Source organism: Sphingomicrobium clamense (assembly GCF_019264355.1).
Lineage (GTDB): Bacteria > Pseudomonadota > Alphaproteobacteria > Sphingomonadales > Sphingomonadaceae > Sphingomicrobium > Sphingomicrobium clamense.
This window is the reverse complement of record NZ_JAHVAH010000001.1, coordinates 2,032,706-2,049,460: the sequence shown is the minus strand read 5'-3', so window position 1 is coordinate 2,049,460 and position 16,755 is coordinate 2,032,706. Positions and strand designations below refer to the sequence as shown.

21 protein-coding genes and 1 tRNA gene are annotated in these 16,755 nt (G+C 63.3%); 6 read left to right on the top strand and 16 right to left on the bottom strand.

Annotation, left to right across the window (positions count from 1 at the left end; translation table 11 throughout):
- Positions 1-897, top strand: a complete 897-nt coding sequence (locus KTQ36_RS10465) for a hypothetical protein (protein WP_218633599.1) — start codon at positions 1-3, stop codon at positions 895-897.
- Here the strand turns inward: KTQ36_RS10465 and KTQ36_RS10460 are convergent.
- The 6 genes from KTQ36_RS10460 to KTQ36_RS10435 form a co-directional block, all read right to left on the bottom strand.
- Entirely contained in the window at positions 854-2,818 is a 1,965-nt protein-coding gene (locus KTQ36_RS10460; protein ID WP_255554551.1) for an ATP-binding protein, read from the bottom strand. The two genes, KTQ36_RS10465 and KTQ36_RS10460, sit on opposite strands and share 44 nt — an antisense overlap.
- A 68-nt stretch (positions 2,819-2,886) precedes the next feature.
- Entirely contained in the window at positions 2,887-4,089 is a 1,203-nt protein-coding gene (spt, locus tag KTQ36_RS10455) for a serine palmitoyltransferase (RefSeq protein WP_345777707.1), read from the bottom strand.
- Complete coding sequence (locus tag KTQ36_RS10450; RefSeq protein WP_218633597.1) at positions 4,086-4,331, bottom strand: acyl carrier protein; 246 nt, start codon at positions 4,329-4,331, stop codon at positions 4,086-4,088. The genes spt and KTQ36_RS10450 overlap by 4 nt, the downstream gene beginning before the upstream one ends.
- A 58-nt stretch (positions 4,332-4,389) precedes the next feature.
- Entirely contained in the window at positions 4,390-5,295 is a 906-nt protein-coding gene (locus tag KTQ36_RS10445; protein ID WP_218633596.1) for an NAD-dependent epimerase/dehydratase family protein, read from the bottom strand.
- Entirely contained in the window at positions 5,292-6,338 is a 1,047-nt protein-coding gene (gene obgE / locus KTQ36_RS10440; protein ID WP_218633595.1) for a GTPase ObgE, read from the bottom strand. The genes KTQ36_RS10445 and obgE overlap by 4 nt, the downstream gene beginning before the upstream one ends.
- Positions 6,339-6,346: 8 nt before the next feature.
- Positions 6,347-6,946: a TetR/AcrR family transcriptional regulator gene (locus KTQ36_RS10435; RefSeq protein WP_218633594.1), complete on the bottom strand. Its 600-nt coding sequence runs from the start codon at positions 6,944-6,946 to the stop codon at positions 6,347-6,349.
- A gap of 71 nt (positions 6,947-7,017) precedes the next feature.
- On the opposite strand from KTQ36_RS10435, the gene KTQ36_RS10430 reads away from it, so the two are divergent.
- Positions 7,018-7,881 (top strand): metal-dependent hydrolase, encoded by an 864-nt coding sequence (locus tag KTQ36_RS10430; protein ID WP_218633593.1) that lies wholly within the window; start codon positions 7,018-7,020, stop codon positions 7,879-7,881.
- Between the two features lie 66 nt (positions 7,882-7,947).
- Here KTQ36_RS10430 and KTQ36_RS10425 read toward each other — a convergent pair whose 3' ends face one another.
- From KTQ36_RS10425 to KTQ36_RS10390, 8 genes are all read right to left on the bottom strand, one after another.
- The gene (locus tag KTQ36_RS10425) at positions 7,948-8,490 is read right to left on the bottom strand and encodes a GNAT family N-acetyltransferase (RefSeq protein WP_218633592.1); all 543 of its coding nucleotides are present in this window, start codon (positions 8,488-8,490) and stop codon (positions 7,948-7,950) included.
- Positions 8,491-8,669: 179 nt separating this feature from the next.
- Entirely contained in the window at positions 8,670-8,939 is a 270-nt protein-coding gene (rpmA, locus tag KTQ36_RS10420) for a 50S ribosomal protein L27 (RefSeq protein ID WP_218633591.1), read from the bottom strand.
- Positions 8,940-8,941: 2 nt separating this feature from the next.
- On the bottom strand, positions 8,942-9,454 hold the full coding sequence (gene rplU / locus KTQ36_RS10415) for a 50S ribosomal protein L21 (RefSeq protein ID WP_218633590.1): 513 nt from the start codon (positions 9,452-9,454) through the stop codon (positions 8,942-8,944).
- A 142-nt stretch (positions 9,455-9,596) separates the two neighbouring features.
- Entirely contained in the window at positions 9,597-9,935 is a 339-nt protein-coding gene (gene hspQ, locus KTQ36_RS10410; protein WP_218633589.1) for a heat shock protein HspQ, read from the bottom strand.
- Between the two features lie 42 nt (positions 9,936-9,977).
- On the bottom strand, positions 9,978-11,321 hold the full coding sequence (locus KTQ36_RS10405) for a sensor histidine kinase (protein ID WP_218633588.1): 1,344 nt from the start codon (positions 11,319-11,321) through the stop codon (positions 9,978-9,980).
- Positions 11,318-12,019, bottom strand: a complete 702-nt coding sequence (locus tag KTQ36_RS10400) for a response regulator (RefSeq protein ID WP_218633587.1) — start codon at positions 12,017-12,019, stop codon at positions 11,318-11,320. The genes KTQ36_RS10405 and KTQ36_RS10400 overlap by 4 nt, the downstream gene beginning before the upstream one ends.
- Before the next feature lie 80 nt (positions 12,020-12,099).
- Positions 12,100-12,657, bottom strand: a complete 558-nt coding sequence (locus KTQ36_RS10395; protein ID WP_218633914.1) for an EF-hand domain-containing protein — start codon at positions 12,655-12,657, stop codon at positions 12,100-12,102.
- 94 nt (positions 12,658-12,751) lie between these two features.
- Complete coding sequence (locus tag KTQ36_RS10390; protein WP_218633586.1) at positions 12,752-13,438, bottom strand: SDR family NAD(P)-dependent oxidoreductase; 687 nt, start codon at positions 13,436-13,438, stop codon at positions 12,752-12,754.
- A gap of 112 nt (positions 13,439-13,550) precedes the next feature.
- On the opposite strand from KTQ36_RS10390, the gene KTQ36_RS10385 reads away from it, so the two are divergent.
- From KTQ36_RS10385 to KTQ36_RS10370, 4 genes are all read left to right on the top strand, one after another.
- Positions 13,551-13,641, top strand: a tRNA-Ser gene (locus KTQ36_RS10385).
- 262 nt (positions 13,642-13,903) lie between these two features.
- Positions 13,904-14,626 (top strand): IS6 family transposase, encoded by a 723-nt coding sequence (locus KTQ36_RS10380; protein WP_218633585.1) that lies wholly within the window; start codon positions 13,904-13,906, stop codon positions 14,624-14,626.
- Between the two features lie 23 nt (positions 14,627-14,649).
- Complete coding sequence (locus tag KTQ36_RS10375) at positions 14,650-15,120, top strand: SDR family oxidoreductase (protein ID WP_345777706.1); 471 nt, start codon at positions 14,650-14,652, stop codon at positions 15,118-15,120.
- Positions 15,121-15,155: 35 nt separating this feature from the next.
- A complete protein-coding gene (locus tag KTQ36_RS10370) occupies positions 15,156-15,344 on the top strand; it encodes a DUF3008 family protein (protein ID WP_218633584.1) in 189 nt (62 codons plus the stop codon).
- 219 nt (positions 15,345-15,563) lie between these two features.
- On the opposite strand, the gene KTQ36_RS10365 is transcribed toward KTQ36_RS10370, so the two are convergent.
- Positions 15,564-16,244 carry an anti-sigma factor family protein gene (locus KTQ36_RS10365; protein WP_218633583.1) on the bottom strand — a complete coding sequence of 227 codons (681 nt, stop codon included), beginning with the start codon at positions 16,242-16,244 and terminating at the stop codon, positions 15,564-15,566.
- Positions 16,237-16,746: an RNA polymerase sigma factor gene (locus tag KTQ36_RS10360; RefSeq protein ID WP_218633913.1), complete on the bottom strand. Its 510-nt coding sequence runs from the start codon at positions 16,744-16,746 to the stop codon at positions 16,237-16,239. The genes KTQ36_RS10365 and KTQ36_RS10360 overlap by 8 nt, the downstream gene beginning before the upstream one ends.
- Positions 16,747-16,755 lie beyond the last annotated feature (9 nt).

Below are 16,755 nucleotides of genomic sequence, written 5' to 3'. Positions count from 1 at the left end.
ATGACCGGAAATGCGCGCCTCGAAGGCCTGACTGCGGCCGAACTGGCCATTCCGGTCGACCCTCGCGTGACGGCGATGGCCGAAGCGGTCGCCGCGCGACATGGCGAGGCGAGCCGCGCGGTGCTGTTTTACGGCAGCTGCCTGCGCGAGGAGCAGCTCGACGGGTTGATGCTCGACTTCTACCTGATCGTCTCCGACTACAAGGCGGCCTATGACAAGGGGTGGATGGCGAAGGCCAATGCGCTGATCCCGCCCAACGTCTTCCCGTTCGAGCATGAAGGATTGGCCGCCAAATATGCCGTGCTCAGCGAAGAGGATTTCCTGCGCGAGAATAGCGTGCGGGCGCGGAGCGTCTCGGTCTGGGCGCGGTTTGCGCAACCGACGCGGCTGGTGTGGGCGGCGGACGATAAGGCGCGCGCTTGCGTCGTGCAGGCGGTCGCCGACGCGCCCGCGACCCTGTTCGCCAAGACCTTGCCGCTAATCGCCGATACCGATCCCGACCCGATGAGCGTATGGGATCGTGGGTTCAAGATGACCTATGGCGCCGAGTTGCGTGCCGAACGCAAGGGCAGGGGCTCGAAGATCATCGACACCGATCCTGCGCGCTATCGCCTGTTCGGCGAGGCGGCGCTCGATGCGGTCGACCGGTCGGCGCTTCCGTCCGCGCGCGCGATGGCGCGCCAATGGAAAGCGCTGCAACGCAAGGGCAAGTGGCTGTCGGTGGCGCGGCTCGCCAAGGCGACGACGACCTTCGCGGGCGGAATCGATTACATCGCGTGGAAGATCAACCGGCATGCCGGTACCGAGCTCGAGGTGAAGCCGTGGCAGCGGCGTCACCCGATCATCGCGGCCTTCACCCTGTTGCCGCGGCTCCTGCGCTCGGGGGCTGTGAAGTAAAACCCGCTCGCAGCGCGTTCGCAACTGCACTACTCAGCCCGCCAATCGTGAACGGCTTGCGCAAGATTTCGTGGCCGACCAGCTCGTCATTGTCACCTTCGCCGACATAGCCGGTAACGAACAGGATGCTGAGGTCGGGCTGAATCGCCTTCAGTTCCCTGACCAGTTCGGGGCCGGTCATCTTGGGCATCACCACGTCGGTGATGACGAGGTCGAATTCGCCCGGCTTGAACAGTTCGAGCGCCTCAGCGCCGCTGCCGCAGCTGCGCGGATCATAGCCGAGATCCTCAAGGGCGCCGACGGTCGCGGTCCGGACACGCGGGTCGTCCTCGACCAGCAGGATGCGCGCATTGGCGCACACGATATCGTCTTCCTCGCTCAGCGAGGCAGCGGCCGGGTGGACCTTGACCTTGTCCTCGTTGGCGATCGCCTGCGCGCGAGGGATGTAGAGCGAGACGGTGGTGCCTTCGCCGACGGTGGAGTCGATGTCGACCTCGCCGCCCGACTGGTGGACGAAGCCGAAAATCTGCGACAGGCCGAGGCCGGTGCCCTTGCCGACATCCTTGGTCGTGAAGAAGGGTTCGAAGGCGCGTTCGCGAACCTCGTCGGTCATCCCGCAGCCGGTATCGCGGACCGAGATGCGCAGATATTCGCCCTTGAGGTTGTCGCCGACTTCGCCGGCTTTGAGCGACACGTTGGCACTCTCGATCGTGAGGTCGCCCACGCCCTGCATCGCGTCGCGCGCATTGACCGCGAGGTTGAGGAGCGCGTTTTCGAACTGGTGCGGGTCGACGAAGACGGGCCAGGCATCGTCCTGCAGGTCGAGATGGATCGAAATTCGCTCGCCGAGCGTGCGGTCGAGCAGGTCGCGCATCGACGGGATGAGCGTCGCGCTTTCGACCCGTTCGGGGAGCAATGGCTCCGAACGTGCAAAGCTCAGCAGGCGGCGGGTGAGTGCGGCAGCGCGCGTGGCGCCTTCCATCGCGTTGGTAAGATGGCCCATCACTTCGCGGCGCGGGCCGTCGATGCGGCGACGGGCGAGGTCGAGCCCGCCCACGACGACCGCGAGCATGTTGTTGAAGTCGTGCGCGATGCCGCCGGTAAGCTGGCCGACGGCTTCCATCTTCTGGACCTGGCGGAGCTGGGCTTCGGCCAATTGCCGTTCTTCCGCCTCGGCCTTGAGCGCCTCGTTGGCGGCGACGAGTTCGGCGGTGCGTTCGGCGACCGCGACCTCGAGCTCGCCCGCGCGTTCGGCCTCGGTCTCCGCCTCTTCCTTGGACGCGAGATAGGCGCGCAGCGTGCTGTAGCTGGAGAGGCCGAGCATCAGTGCGATGCCACCCACCAGGATGCCGAGCCAGCCGAGATAGTCGGTCAGGCGATCGGCCTCGGTAGAGAAGAACTGGGTCGTCTCGATCGAGCGGGTGAGCTTGTCGCGTTCGGCCGCGGCAATGTCGGACAATTTGGCCGAAAGCGCCGGACCGGTCGGCGACAGGCCGGCGGTGTAGAAGAGATTGACCCCGCCTTCGCCCTGTTGCGCGGCGGCGGCGCGGGCGGCGCGTGCCAGTTCGGTGTCGCGGCGATTGAACAGTTCGCGCAGCTCGGCGACCCTCTCGCGCTGCGCCGGATCGCGCGCGACGAGGCGGTTGAGCTCGTTGAGCTGGACGCGTGCCTTGCGCCACTCGCCATAATAGATGTTGCCGCTCGTCTCTTCCTGCTCGTCGAGCACGAAGCGGCCGAGCGCGGCTTCGGAATTGGAGATGGTGGCGTCGAGCGAGCGGGTCAGCAGCGTGACGTCGTAGGCGTGGCGTTCGCGGTCCTGCGCGGCGAGGCGCGCATCGTTGGTCGTCGAGACCATGTAGACCATGAAAAGGAGCGCGAGGGTGACGAATAGCGCGCCGCTGACCGCTGCGACGCGACGCAAGGACACTGCCCTGTTATCCCCACCCGTCATGCGTCTATCTTAACGTCCCTGCCGGACTCGCGAAAGAGTCAATCGATACAGCCGGTTGCGCGGCCCGCGCGTTCGAACATGCCGAGGATCTCGGTGACCTGTTCGGTGCTATGTTCGGCGCAGAGCGAACAGCGGAGCAAAGTCATGCCCGCAGGCGTCGCGGGCGGACGCGCGAGATTGACGTAGAGGCCTTCCTTGAGGAGCGCGTCCCACATCGCCGCGCCGCGTTCGAGGTCGGGCATGATGACCGACAGGATCGCGCTTTCGGGCTGCTTGGTGCCAAGCTCGAAGCCCATGTCGGTCAGGCCCTTGTGAAGGCGCTTCGAGTTTTCCCACAGGTGATCGCGCTTGTCCTTGGCCGACATGATCTTGCGGATCGAAGTGGCGGCGGTGGCCATGACGCTGGGCGGAAGCGAGGCGGTGAAGATGTAGCTGCGGCTGGCGAGGCGCAGGATCTCGAACTTGGGATGGTTGGAGACGCAATAGCCGCCGACCGTGCCGACTGATTTGGAAAAGGTGCCGATGATGAAATCGACATCGTCGATGACGCCCTGCGCCTCGGCGACGCCGCGGCCATTCTCGCCGATGAAGCCCATCGAGTGCGCTTCGTCGACCAGCACCATCGCGCCATATTTCTTGGCCAGCGGGACCATCTTGTCGAGCGGGGCGGTGTCGCCGAGCATAGAATAGACGCCTTCGAGGATGACCAGCTTGCCGGCATCTTCGGGCAGGCGCTTCAGGCGCTTTTCAAGGGCTTCGATGTCGTTGTGGCGGAAGGGCACTACATTGGCGTTGCCCATCGCGCAGCCGTCATAGATGGACGCGTGGCTGTCCATGTCGAGGATGATGTAATCGTCCTTGCCCGCGATCGTCGAAATGACGCCGGTATTGGCGAGATAGCCGGTCGAGAAGACCATTGCGCCCGACATGTCGAAAAATTCGCGTAGCGCGGCTTCGCAATCCTTGTGGAGCGAATAGGTGCCGTTCAATACGCGGCTACCGGTGGTGCCCGAGCCGAATTCGTCCAGCGCCTTCTTGCCCGCCGCGATCACGTCGGGGTCGAAGGTCATGCCCATATAGTTGTAGGTGCCGAGCAGGATGGTCTCGCGCCCGTTGCACATTGCGACGGTGGGCGAGAGCACCTCTTCCATCACCAGCCCGAACGGATCGGTGAGCCCGCTGTCGATCAGCCCCTTATGCTGGGCGATGATCGGATCGAATTTGGAAAAAAGATCGGTCACTTGTTCGCCATTTCGTGAACCGCGTCGACGAGCTGGCCGACCTTCTCGATCTCCGCCTGCTGGTTCATGGTGATGAGAATGTCGAACTCGTCTTCGACTTCGGCGACGAAATCGAGGACGGTGAGGCTGTCCCACTCGAGATCCTGCGCAAAGCGCGTCTCTTCGGTGACGTCGACGCCCTTCTTGTTGAACTGGTCGATCAGCTTGAAGACGCTGGTCTTCACATCATTGCGGTCGGTCATGGGTCCTCGCTTTAGTGGTCGCGAAACGCTTAAGCAACGAAGTGCGGCGCAAAAAGGGCTAAATCCAGCCCTGCGCGCGATACCAGTCGGCGGTCTTCTTCAAACCGGCCTTTGTCTCGACCTTGGGCGTCCAGACCTCTGCCGGCGGACGCTTGTCGGCGGACACGACCCAGTCGGGATGCGCGAAATAGGCGGCACGGTCTGGAGTGAGCTTTGCCTTCCTGCCGCGGACAAGCCGGTCGATGCGGGCGGCAGCGCCAAGCACCGCACCCGGCATGGAGAGCGCGACATTCTTGCGCCCCACTGCGTGGCCGAGTTCCTCGGCGAACTGCTTGTGGCTGTAGCCTTTCTCCTGCCCGTCATCGGGCTCGTAGAGCGCGCCCGCCGGACCCTTTCCTTCGGCGAGTTCGAGCAAGAGGTCGGACAGGTCGTCGGCATGGATCAGCGATAGGCGACCTTCGGGAGGCAGCATCACGAGCCCGCGCTTGGCCATCTTGAACAATTCGAGCGTCTCGCGGTCCCCGGGGCCGTAGACGGCGGGCGGGCGCACGACGACGGCGTCGATGCCGGCAGTGCGCACTTTGGTCTCGCTGCGTGCCTTCGAAGCACCGTAGAGCGAAAGCGACGGTTCGCGCGCGGACAGCGAGGAGACGTGGACGAAGCGGGGGACGTTCGCGCCCTTGGCGGCGGCGAGCATGGCCTCGGTGCCGACGACATTTCCCTTTTCAAAGCCGTCCTTGTCGGGTGCGTTGATGACACCGGCGACGTGGATGGCGGCATCGGCCCCGGCGCAGATCCGGCTGAGCGGACCAGGGGTTTCGAGCGAGCCTTCGACCCAGTCGACGCCCTCGAGCGGCGCTTGTGGCCGGCGGGTGAGGGCGGCGATACTATGGCCGCGCGCTAGGGCGCGCTCGAGCAGGCGATTGCCGACGAAGCCGGTCGCCCCCGTCAGCGCCAGCCTCATAGAGGCGACCAGTCCGTCTCGATTTCCTCGTCATCGGCCGAGGTCGGCGCCGGCTTTTCGGGCAATTTCTCGATGACCTTGTCGAGCAATTCGTCAATGCCCTCGCCCGCCATCGCGCTGACCAGCATCGGTTTGCGGCCCGCGACGCGCTCGATTTCCTCGATCGCGATGTCGATCACTTCCTGGTCGACCGTGTCGGTACGACTGAGGCAGAGGATTTCCTCTTTCTCATCGAGGTCTGCGCCATAGGCGGCCAACTCGTCGCGCACGGTTTCGTAGGCCTTGGCCGGGTCGCCACCATCGGCGTCGATCAGGTGGACGAGCAATTTGGTGCGCTCGACATGGCCGAGGAAACGATCGCCAATCCCGGCGCCTTCCGCCGCGCCCTCGATCAAGCCGGGAATGTCGGCCATCACGAAGCTGCGACCCTTGTGAAGGACGACGCCCAGCTTGGGGTGTAGCGTCGTGAAGGGGTAGGCGCCGACCTTCGCCTTGGCGTTGGTGACCGCGTTGAGCAGCGTGGACTTGCCCGCATTGGGCAGGCCGACGAGCCCGACATCGGCGAGCAATTTGAGGCGCAGCCAGACCCAGGCTTCCTCGCCCGGCTCGCCCGGCTGGTGCTGGCGCGGGGCGCGATTGGTCGAGCTCTTGTAGCTGGCGTTGCCGCGACCGCCCATGCCGCCCTTCAAGAGGCGGACTTCCTGGCCTTCCTTGGTCAGGTCCGCGATCAGTGAGCGGTCTTCGTCGTCGGCGAGGATCTGGGTGCCGACGGGGACTTCGATCACCAGGTCTTTGCCGCCCGCGCCGGTCATGTTGCGGCCCGAGCCGCCCTTGCCGCGTGGCGCGCGGAAATGCTGGGTGTAGCGAAAGTCGATGAGGGTATTGAGGCCGCCCACGGCGCGGAAAATGACGTCGGCACCCTTGCCGCCGTCACCGCCGTCGGGGCCGCCGAACTCGATATATTTTTCGCGCCGGAAACTGACGGCGCCGCCGCCGCCTGCACCCGAGGCGATATAGATCTTGGCCTGGTCGAGAAAATGCATGCGGGCCCTTAACGCACCAGGCGCGGTTTTGTCGCCTGATATTCTCCGAGCACGGCAAGCACCTGTTTGACTGCAATGTCGTAGCTCGCCTCGTGTTCGAGACTGGTGGCGTCGGCCATTTCCTCGCCAACTAGGCTGTCGCCGACGGCGAGCAGGACGAGACCGAGCGTGGCGCGGTCGAGCGGGCGTTCGTCGCCTTCACCCGAGATGTCTTCGACCACCTTGGCGACGGCATTCTGGATCGGCTCCAAGGCTTCGCGGCGGCCCGAGAGGACCACCCAGGCGATCATCTGGCCGATGCCCTGCTCGCGAAATGCCACGAACATCTCCTCGACGACGTGACGCAGCTTGGTCTTGCCGAGACGATACTGCCCGATCGACCCGGTAATCGAGGCGGCGACCTCGTGCGCGATCTGGTCGGCGAGGGCACCGTGCAGCTCGTCGACCGAGCCGAAATGATGGAGGAGGTTGGCGTGCGTGCGCCCGATCTTCGCGGCCACCGCCTTGAGCGTGATCGCCCGCATCCCTTCTTCGCGCAGGAGGTCGCGGGCCGCATCGAGCGCGGCCTTGCGGCTTTCTTCGGGGGACATGCGTTTGCGCGTCGCCATGGTAACCTTATTGACACTATTGTCAGTTACGTCTCTATTGAGACTCGAACTTGCTTTGGAGGAAGCGCATCATGGCCGCAAGTCCCGCGGATCTGACCATCACCCCTCGCGACCGCCGTTTCGGGCGCGAAGAAGAGACGCCGCGCCACTGGCATGGCGGCGATCCGTACGCGACGGCCTTCTACAATGCGCTGTCGGTGACTTTTCCCAAGGGCGAGGCTTTCTTCGTAGAAAGCGTGCGCGCCTTTCGCGAAGGGGCCGACCCGCAGCTGGCCAAGGAGATCAAGGCGTTCACGACGCAGGAAGCGATCCACAGCCGCGAGCATGCTGCGTTCAACAATCGCGTCAAGGACAGCGGCTACGACGTCGCGCCGCTCGACGCCTATGTCGACGAGCGAATGGCGATCGCCAAGTCGCGGCCGATGGTCGTGCAGCTGGCGGCGACGATGGCGCTCGAGCATTTCACCGCAATCCTCGCTCACGAGCTGCTTGCTAACCCGAAGCATCTGGCGGGTGCCGACAAGGCGAGCGCGGACCTGTGGCGCTGGCATGCCGCGGAAGAGATCGAGCATAAGGGCGTCGCCTATGACACCTGGCTTCACGCGACCAAGGACTGGAGCCGCTGGAAGCGGTGGAAGGTGAAGACGCTGGTGATGCTCGACGTGACGAAGAACTTCACCGCCGGGCGCGCGCAGGCATGCATGGAATTGCTGCGCCAGGACGGGATCGAAGGTGCGGGCGCGAAATGGAAGATGTTCAAATACGCCTTCCTGTCGCCGGGCATGGCGCGCCGCGTGTTCGGCATGTGGCTGACCTATTTCCTGCCGCGCTTCCACCCGTGGCAGCATGACGATCGCAAGCTGATCGCGGCCTATGAAGCAAGCGTGCCGGACGAAGCGGATACGTTCGCGAAGAAAGTTCGCTACGCGGCCTGACGCTCGAAACAGGCTGCGCGAAGGGCGCCCCGGCGGGAGGACTGCCGGGGCGCTTCGCATTTCGGGTCAGGCCGCAATGGCGCTCGGCGTCTCTTCCTCCACAAGATCGAGCGCGAACATGCGGGTCTGGCTTTCTCGACCCCGGCCGAGGCTGAAGCAGGGCACGGTCCGGCCCGTGGGCCGAAATCCCAGCTTTTCGAGCACGCGGCCCGAGGCCGGATTGTCGATGAAGTGGCCTGCCTGGAGCCGCTTGACGCGAAGGGTGCGCGCAATGTCGAGGGTGGCGCGACCCGCCTCGGTGGCAAAGCCCCGACCCCACTTTGCCGGCGTGATCCAATATCCGAACTGCAGCGACCCATCGAGCCGGTGATCGAAGCCGCAGCCTCCGACGAGTTTGGGCGCCGCGTCGGTCCGTTCGAAAATCAGGAAGGTCGTGTTCCTGGCGTCTTCGAACTTCTCGAGGAAGCGCTCGGCATCGCTGAGGCAATAGGGCCACGGCATGCGCGCCACGTTGCGGGCGATCCGCTCGTCGCCGATGGCCCGGGCCAGTTGCGGGGCGTCTTCCGGGAAGCCCGGTCTCAACAATAATCGTTCGGTCCGCGCGAACATTACTCGTCTCCTCCACTTGCGCGATCCGTCCGCTAGGGGCGGATCGTGACAGTTTGAGGAGAAGGGTCTTTCAGAATGCAAAAAAGGGAGGAGGGACCGGCCCTTCTCCCTTTTTTCGAAAATCGTTTCAGACTTTCCGGACCGTCCCCCAGGGACCGTCCGTCATCGACTGATCCCGATTATTCCGCGGCGTCTGCCATCGCTTCGACATGCACGTATTTGCGACCGAGCTTGCCGTCACGGAAGGCGACTTTGCCGTCGATAAGCGCAAAAAGCGTGTGATCGCGGCCGAGGCCGACGTTCGTGCCCGGGTACCACTTGGTCCCGCGCTGGCGCACGATGATGTTGCCGGCGACGACGTTTTCGCCACCGAACTTCTTCACACCAAGGTACTTAGGATTTGAGTCGCGACCGTTCTTGGACGAGCCGCCAGCCTTTTTATGTGCCATGGTTACTTCTTCTCGGTCTTCTTGGCGGCAGGCTTCTTCGCAGGAGCCTTCTTCGCCGCAGGTTTCTTGGTCCCTGCCTTCTTAGCAGGTGCAGCAGACTTTGTCGATTTCTTCGCAGGTGCAGCAGCCTTCTTGGCCGGAGCCTTCTTCGCCGCAGGCTTGTCGTCGGCCTTCTTGTCTTCCGCCTTCTTCGGCGCAGCCTTCTTGGCACCGCCCTTGCCGCCGATCGACACGATCTCGAGGATCGTGTGCTGCTGGCGATGGCCGCGCTTGCGGCGATAGTTGTGGCGACGCTTCTTCTTGAAGACGGTGACCTTTTCACCCTTCGCCTGGGCAACGATCTTCGCCGCGACGGTCAGGCCGTCGGTCGACTTCAGGTCCGAGCCTTCGCCCGCCAGAAGCACGTCGGTGAGGTCGACGCTGTCCCCGGCTTCACCGGCCAGCTTTTCGACTACGATTTTGTCTCCGGCGGCGACGCGATACTGCTTGCCGCCCGTGCGCACGACTGCGAACATTGGCTTTTCTCTCAACTAACGAATCTCATGGCCGCGCAGGATGCCCACGAGGGGGACCTCGCGCGGGGATGGGGCCACCTATGGAAATGACACCTCTGTGTCAACCGCGAAGGGCGGATTTTCGTGGAGGATTTCGTACCGCTTAGTGGCGGTGTTCGGGCTTCAGCGGATAGCGCGTGCCGTCATAGTCCCTGAACAGGGTCGGGATGGCCGGATGGTCGACCGGCTCGTGACTTTCATCGCGCACCAGATTCTGCTGGCTGACATAGGCCACGTAGCTCGTCTCCGCATTCTCGGCGAGCAGGTGATAGAAGGGCTGGTCCTTGGCCGGGCGAATGCTTTCGGGAATCGCTTCGTACCATTCCTCGCTATTGTCGAATTCGGGATCGACGTCGAAGATCACGCCGCGAAAATCGAGCAGGCGGTGGCGCACCACTTCTCCGATGGTGAAGGACGCTTCGGGGATAACGGTCTTGGACATAGTTTCAATGTAGGGATTCGCTGGCGCGCGACAAGACGGGATTCAGTCCAGCGCGGGAAGCGCGATGACGGCGCGAAGTCCGGGATGGTTATCCTCGAGCAGCAATTCGCCCCCGTGCGCCCGCGCGATCGCCTCGACGATGGCGAGCCCGAGGCCGTGACCGCCCGATGCCCGGTTGCGCGAGGGGTCGAGCCGCCCGAAAGGCGTGCGCGCTAGCTCCTTCTGCGCATCGGTCAGGCCCGGACCAGTATCCGCGACGCTGAGGCGCGCCGTCCCGTCGACCTTTTCAAGCGACACCGTCACGGGTCCGGCGTAACGGATGCCATTGTCGATCAGGTTCGAAATGGCGCGGCTCAGCGCGGCGCCGTCGACCTTGGCGGACACGGGTTCGATCGTTCCGAGCGTGACATCCCTGTTCTGCTCGTGCGCGGCCGCGACGCACTCCTCGACCAGCGGCGCAAGATTGCGGGGTTCGCGCGCGGTGGCGGCCTTGCCGGTCCTCGCGAAGTCGAGGATCTGCTCGAATTGTGCGTGCAGCGCCTCGACCTGCGCGATTAGCGCATCGCGTTGCTCCTCATGATCGATGCTCTCCGCTTCGATGCGGAGCGCGGTCAGGGGCGTCCTGAGGTCGTGGCCGATCGCCCCAAGCATGACGTCCTTTTCCGCAAGCATGGTGGCGATCCGCGCCTGCATCGCATTGACCGCCTCGATCAGGCTGCGCACGTCCTTGGGTCCGCTGGGTTCGACCGGGTCCGTGGGGACGGCGCCGTCGAACGAGGCAGCGGCGCGGCGCAAACTCGTCAGCGAGCCGCCCACGCGCCGCAAGAGCAGCAAGGTCGGGATCAGGATTGCGAGGCCGATAAGGATCGATTGCAGCAGCAAGATGCCGATCAGGGGGCGCATCGATGGTGGCCCGGGCGCGCGGGTCGTCAGCCAGCTGCCGTCCTCGAGCTGGACGCCGAAGACCAGGATTTGGCGGTGTCCGCGCTGGAACTGGGGTTCGAGCACGCCGACCTTGGTGGAGAGGGTCGGGATTCCCGCTTCGTCGAACCGCGATTGCAGGACCCGTTCGCCTGCAACGAGGCGGCGTGCATTGCCGGGCACCGGATCGTCGGGAACGGCGCGGGGGCGCAGGAAACGGTCGCGCGGCTCGCCATCGCGCCCGCCATGACGACGCGCGCGTCGCTCGCGCCGCTCCTGACGGCGTTCGAGAATTTCGGGGCGCTCGGCCGCAAAGATCAGGCGCTGGGCGGCGGGCGCCACCGACTGCGTCAGCGCGAGATCGCGGCGATGATCGATGGCCAGCGCAAGATTGAAGAATTGCACCACGAAGATGGCGAGCGCCACGATCAGCGCGACCTGTCCGGCAAGGGTCAGCCGCTTCATGCCGTCTCGACCTTTCCGGCAAAGCTGTAGCCAAGACCGTGCACCGTCTTAATCAGTTCGGGACCGTCTTCGCCCAATTTCTTGCGTAAGCGCATGACCGCATTGTCGATCGCGCGGTCGAAGGGATCGGCCTGGCGTCCCTTGGTCAGGTCGAGAAGCTGGTCGCGCGACAGGGTGCGGCCGGCGCGCTCGACCATGCACAGCAGCAGACGATAGTCGCCCCCCGTCAGCGCGATCGCGTCGCCGTCGCGTGAGAGCGTCTGGGCGCTGCTATCGAGTTTGAAGGGTCCGAAGCGATAGACGTGATCGTCACCTTCGACCGGGCCATTGGGCTCGGCGCGGCGCAGGATCGCCTTGATTCGGGCCAGCAATTCGCGTGGATTGAAGGGCTTGGTGAGGTAGTCGTCCGCACCCATTTCGAGACCGACGATCCGGTCGATGTCTTCGGCGCGCGCGCTAAGGAACAGGATGGGCAGTTCGCCCCCGGCGCGGATCGCACGGGCAAGGCTCAAGCCGTCCTCGCCCGGCAACATAATGTCGAGAATGGCGAGGGCGAAGGCACCTTTGTCGAGCGCGTCGCGTGCCGCCTTGGCGTCGCCGACGTCGGTGATGCGAAATCCTTCGCGCTCCAGAAACCGCTTGAGCGGCGTCCGGATTGCCGGTTCGTCTTCGACGAGCAGAAGGTGCGGCTTGGTCATCTACCATTCTCGATGGATCATGGGGACCGGCAAGGCCAGCCCCCATGACACGCAACAAAGGGGAGAGTTGCGTTGAAAGGTTAGCGGTTCCCGCCGTGGCCACCGTGATGACGCTTTCCGCGTCGTTCGTCGGCATCGATCTGGCCATTGCCGTTGGCGTCCATCTTGGCAAATCGTTCGCGCGAATGGGCCTGGAATTCGGCGAGGCTCAGGGCCCCGTCACCGTTGGTGTCGGTCTTGGCCCACATTTCGGCATGGCGCTCGGCGCGGTGGTCCTGGCGCAGCTCGCGCATTTCGGCGCGCTTCTCACGCATTTCTTCGAAGCGGGCGCGCTGCTCGGGCGTCGCCTCGGCCATGCGCTTTTCCATTCGCTCGCGGCGCTGCTCCATACGCTCGCCACGACGCTCGGCACGCTTTTCCATGCGCGCTTCGTGCATCGCCTTCATTTCCGCCTCGGTAACAAGGCCATCGCCATCGGCATCGATCCGGGCGAAGCGCTGCGCGACGGCGGCGTCATGTTCGGCAAGCGTGACAATCTTGTCGCCGTCGGCATCGGCCTTCATGCCGTGATGCTGCGCTTCGGCGACGGTCGGGAATGCCAGTGCGAGGGCGGCGGCGGAAAGCAGGAATTTGGTCATCGAAAAATCTCCTTGGGGGATCGTTGATGAGACGAGTTCTGCATCATGCCTGTCGCAGCCGCATGTCGGCCAGCGCGAACCTTGTCGCAAATTGTCACGGCACGATTAGCTTGCCGGCCCAATCGACATGACCGCCTGTGTCCTCGGGCCCGAGCGTTTCGAGCACGTCGAGAAGGTGCCTCGCGCTTTGTTCGCGCGTGAAGAGCTGGCCTTCGGGCACGTTGCCCTGGAACGGTTCGGAGAGGGTCGTGTCGACCGTCCCGGGGTGCATGGCGGTGACGACGAGTTGCTTGTGTGTGCGCGCCAGTTCGATCGCCATGGTCTTGAGGAGCATGTTAAGCGCTGCCTTCGACGCGCGGTAGGCGTGCCAGCCGCCGAGGCGGTTGTCGCCAATCGAGCCGACGCGGGCGGACAATGCGGCGATGGCGGCGGGACGGTCGCGGGGGATCAAGGGCAGCGCATATTTGATGACGAGCGCGGGACCCGTCGCGTTGACCGCGAAGGCGCGGTCGAGGCCGGTTTTGGATAAAGCGCGATTGCTTTTCTCCGGCTGGTGCTCGCCGTCATGGAGTAGCCCGCTCGCGATGAAGAGCAGGTCGAATTCGCCTTTCTGAGCACCGATCGCCTGCTCGATCGACGCTTCGTCCTCAAGATCGAGCGGAGGGTCCGAGCGGCGCGAGAGGCCGACGACCTCGACGCCGAATTCGCGCAGCCGATCGGCGATGGCGCCACCGATACCGCCGCTGTCGCCGATGATGAGTGCCCTGGAAAAACGAGTCATGGTCGGTCAGCGCGACAGGCAAGGCGAGGTTCCCTCTTTTCAAGCTCGCTCGTCGTTGCTAGAGGCGCGCACCGATCACGGGCGAACGCTCGCCTGTCATCCTTCAGATCGCGGAGAGATGGCTGAGTGGTCGAAAGCGCTGCACTCGAAATGCAGTGTAGGGTAACCCCCTACCGTGGGTTCGAATCCCACTCTCTCCGCCACTGACTTTACCGAGGATTCTCGTCTGCTAGCAGCAGCGAGAACCTCCGGTACTTCCCCGAGAATTTCGCCCGAACAGCGAACGAACGCATCACGATTGGTGAGCTCATGGCTGGATTTGCGCTCGCGCAGTCAGATGCGTCTCAGTTCTCGATGCATTCGGTCTTGGTTGGCCGGAACAGGGAAAAAACAGCGAATCGGGCGTGAAAACGGTCTTGTCAGACTAACGTGGCAGCGTCGAGCACTGGCTGTTAGCGGTAGGAGATGAGCCGCAAATCGAGAGCCAAGCCACCGAGCCCGTTTCGTTGTTTCAACTCTTCGCCCGAGATCATCCGCCTGGCGGTGATGATGTACGTGAAATACCCGCTCAGCTTGCGGAACGTAGAGGATCTGCTGTTCGAGCGGGGGATCGACATCGCCCATGAGACGGTGCGCTACTGGTGGAACCGGTTCGGCCCGATGTTCGCGGGCGATATCCGGAGGCAGCGGGTGAGCCGGATGCGTGGCTTTCGTCAGTGGAAGTGGCACCTCGACGAGATGGTGGTGAAGGTGAACGGTAAGCGTCGCTACTTATGGCGTGCAGTGGACCATGAAGGCGAGATCCTCGAGAGCTACGTGACGGTCGAACGCGACAAAAAGGCCGCGCTGCGGTTCATGAGAAAAGCGCTCAAGCGTCACGGCAAGGCAGAGAGGATCGTGACCGACGGTTTGCGTTCTTACAGCGCCGCCATGCAGGAGATGGGCAATGCCGGCCGCCAGGAGGTCGGTCGTCATCTCAACAACCGGGTCGAGAACTCACACTTACCGTTCCGACGACGGGAGCGGGCGATGCAGCGGTTTCGACAGATGAAGAGCCTGCAGAAGTTCGCCAGCGTCCACGCCAACGTCCACAATCACTTCAATACCGAACGTCACCTCATCGATCGCACCACCTACAAGCAACGCCGCTCGGCAGCCCTTGCCGAGTGGCGGCAGCTTATGGGCTAAACCCGCGCCTCAAAGACCGAGCTGTGCCCAAAGGTAGGAAAGTGCGACTTAGTCTGACAGCACCTCGCCGCACCTTCCAAACAAATATTTTCTCCATGTTCTATTTGGTCCAGGCGGCGCGCCCTTATCTCAAACGCGGTAGCGCGATTATCAATTGCACGAGCGTTACAATGTACAAGGGATCGGACAATCTTCTCGACTATTCCGCGACAAAGGGGGCCATCACAGCCTTTACTCGTTCGCTATCTGAGAATCTTGTCGGAGACGGCATTCGGGTCAACGTCGTGGCTCCTGGACCGATCTGGACACCGCTCAATCCTTGTGGTGGTCAACCTCCCAAAGAGATGGATGATTTCGGCAAAAATACGCCCATGGGTCGGCCCGGGCAGCCCAACGAGGTAGCCCCCGCCTTCCTATTTCTGGCGTGCGAGGATTCCAGCTACATGTCAGGTCAGGTGTTGCACCCAAATGGCGGCATTAACGTCGGGAGTTGAGGCCCTGCCGCCTACTCAGAAGAAGGAGAAGCCCGATGCCTGCCAAGTCAAAAGCCCAGCAGAATGCGGCCGGCGCCGCTCTGTCCGCAAGGCGAGGGGACACGAAGGCTAGTGAACTCGATGGGGCGTCGCGTGAGATGTACGAATCCATGTCGGAACGCGAACTGGAGGAAATGGCGAGCACCCCCCGGAAAGGTAAACCGGAACACAAATCGTCAACCTGAGCGGCCACTACGGCTCGGAGCGTTTATATCGTCTGATGCTCGCCGCGATGCAGAAACTGTCGTCCGCCTAGGAGTTCTCGTCCCCCTCAATGTTACCGATGCTACAGCGCACGGCTAAACTTGGGTCGAAATTCGCCTTTCCGATTGCAGCGTAGAACTTGCAACAAGCCGCCTACTAGCTCCGCGCCTTGCACCTCGTATTAACTCACGTTCAATGGATCAGGGACGCGGCGGGATTTGCCACTCCCTGCGTTGCGCCTCGGCTTCGCTCTCGGCGTCGAGAGGCTCACCGACGATGAGGGCATCGATCAATTCAGCGATATGGCGTCCGGTCCCTGCAGCCATCCGATATTCTCCCGACTCCCCTTTGCCGGCGAAAAGCCCTTCCAACTGCCAGCCTCCCTCTATTCGACAAGCGACGCCCTCTGCTTCAGGTGCCGCGAAACTACGACAATAGTGCCCGTCGGTATTGATGAAGCTGACCCCTACGCGGATCGCACCTTGCTCATCAGAGGCAAGCTGATTGTCGAGCGTGTCACTCAAGGCGGATGCAGCGATCAACCGCCCGTCCGTACTTGTCACGACCAGGCCCTCACCGGGTTGGCCGATTAGGATGCCGAGGAACAGCGCGAAGGCCAAGCTTGCCGCCATCCCGCCGAACCGGAACCAATGGCTATTGTCATTTGCGGCCATCGACGGAAAGGTCAGAACCGCCTCAGGCGCCGGCAACTCGGTCATGATGGGGTCGAACGCAGCGCGCAGGTCTTCAGTCATCGTGCGATGCTGCTCGGCGAGCTGTTTCAACTCGGGGTCTGCGGCGACGCGCGCCGCGACTGCCGCAGCCGCTTCGCCCTCCAATTCGCCGTCCAGCCAGGCAAAAAACTCTTCTTCCTCAGTCATCTTGCGTCTCGCCAAGTAGGTCGAGCAGCGCCTTGCGGCCACGCACCACACGGCTCGAGATGGTGCCGATCGGAAGTTCGAGCAAGTCTGCAGCCTCGCGATACGCCATGCCATCGATCAAGACCAAAGAGACGACCTCGCGCTGCTCTTCGGGTAACTTCTCGAGCGCCGCCATCGCCTTGCCGAGATCTAGCGCGGCTTCGGTCGCAGGCAGCGGATCGTAGCCAACTGACGTGCCGGCCTCTTCGGGCATTTCGTGTTTTCCCCGTCGCCCGCGAGCCCGAACCGTATCGATCCATAGATTGCGCGTGATCCGAAACACCCAGCTGTCGAAATTTGTGCCTTCTTGAAACTTGTCGAAACTGCTCATGGCTCGCATCGCGGCTCTCTGCGTCAAATCGTCGGCGTCGTGGGCATCGCGCGATAGGCTGTAGGCAAATCGCCGCAAGCGCGGGTATACTGGGCTCAGATGCCTCTCGAAAGACGATTTTTTCAGATTCATCATTCCTCA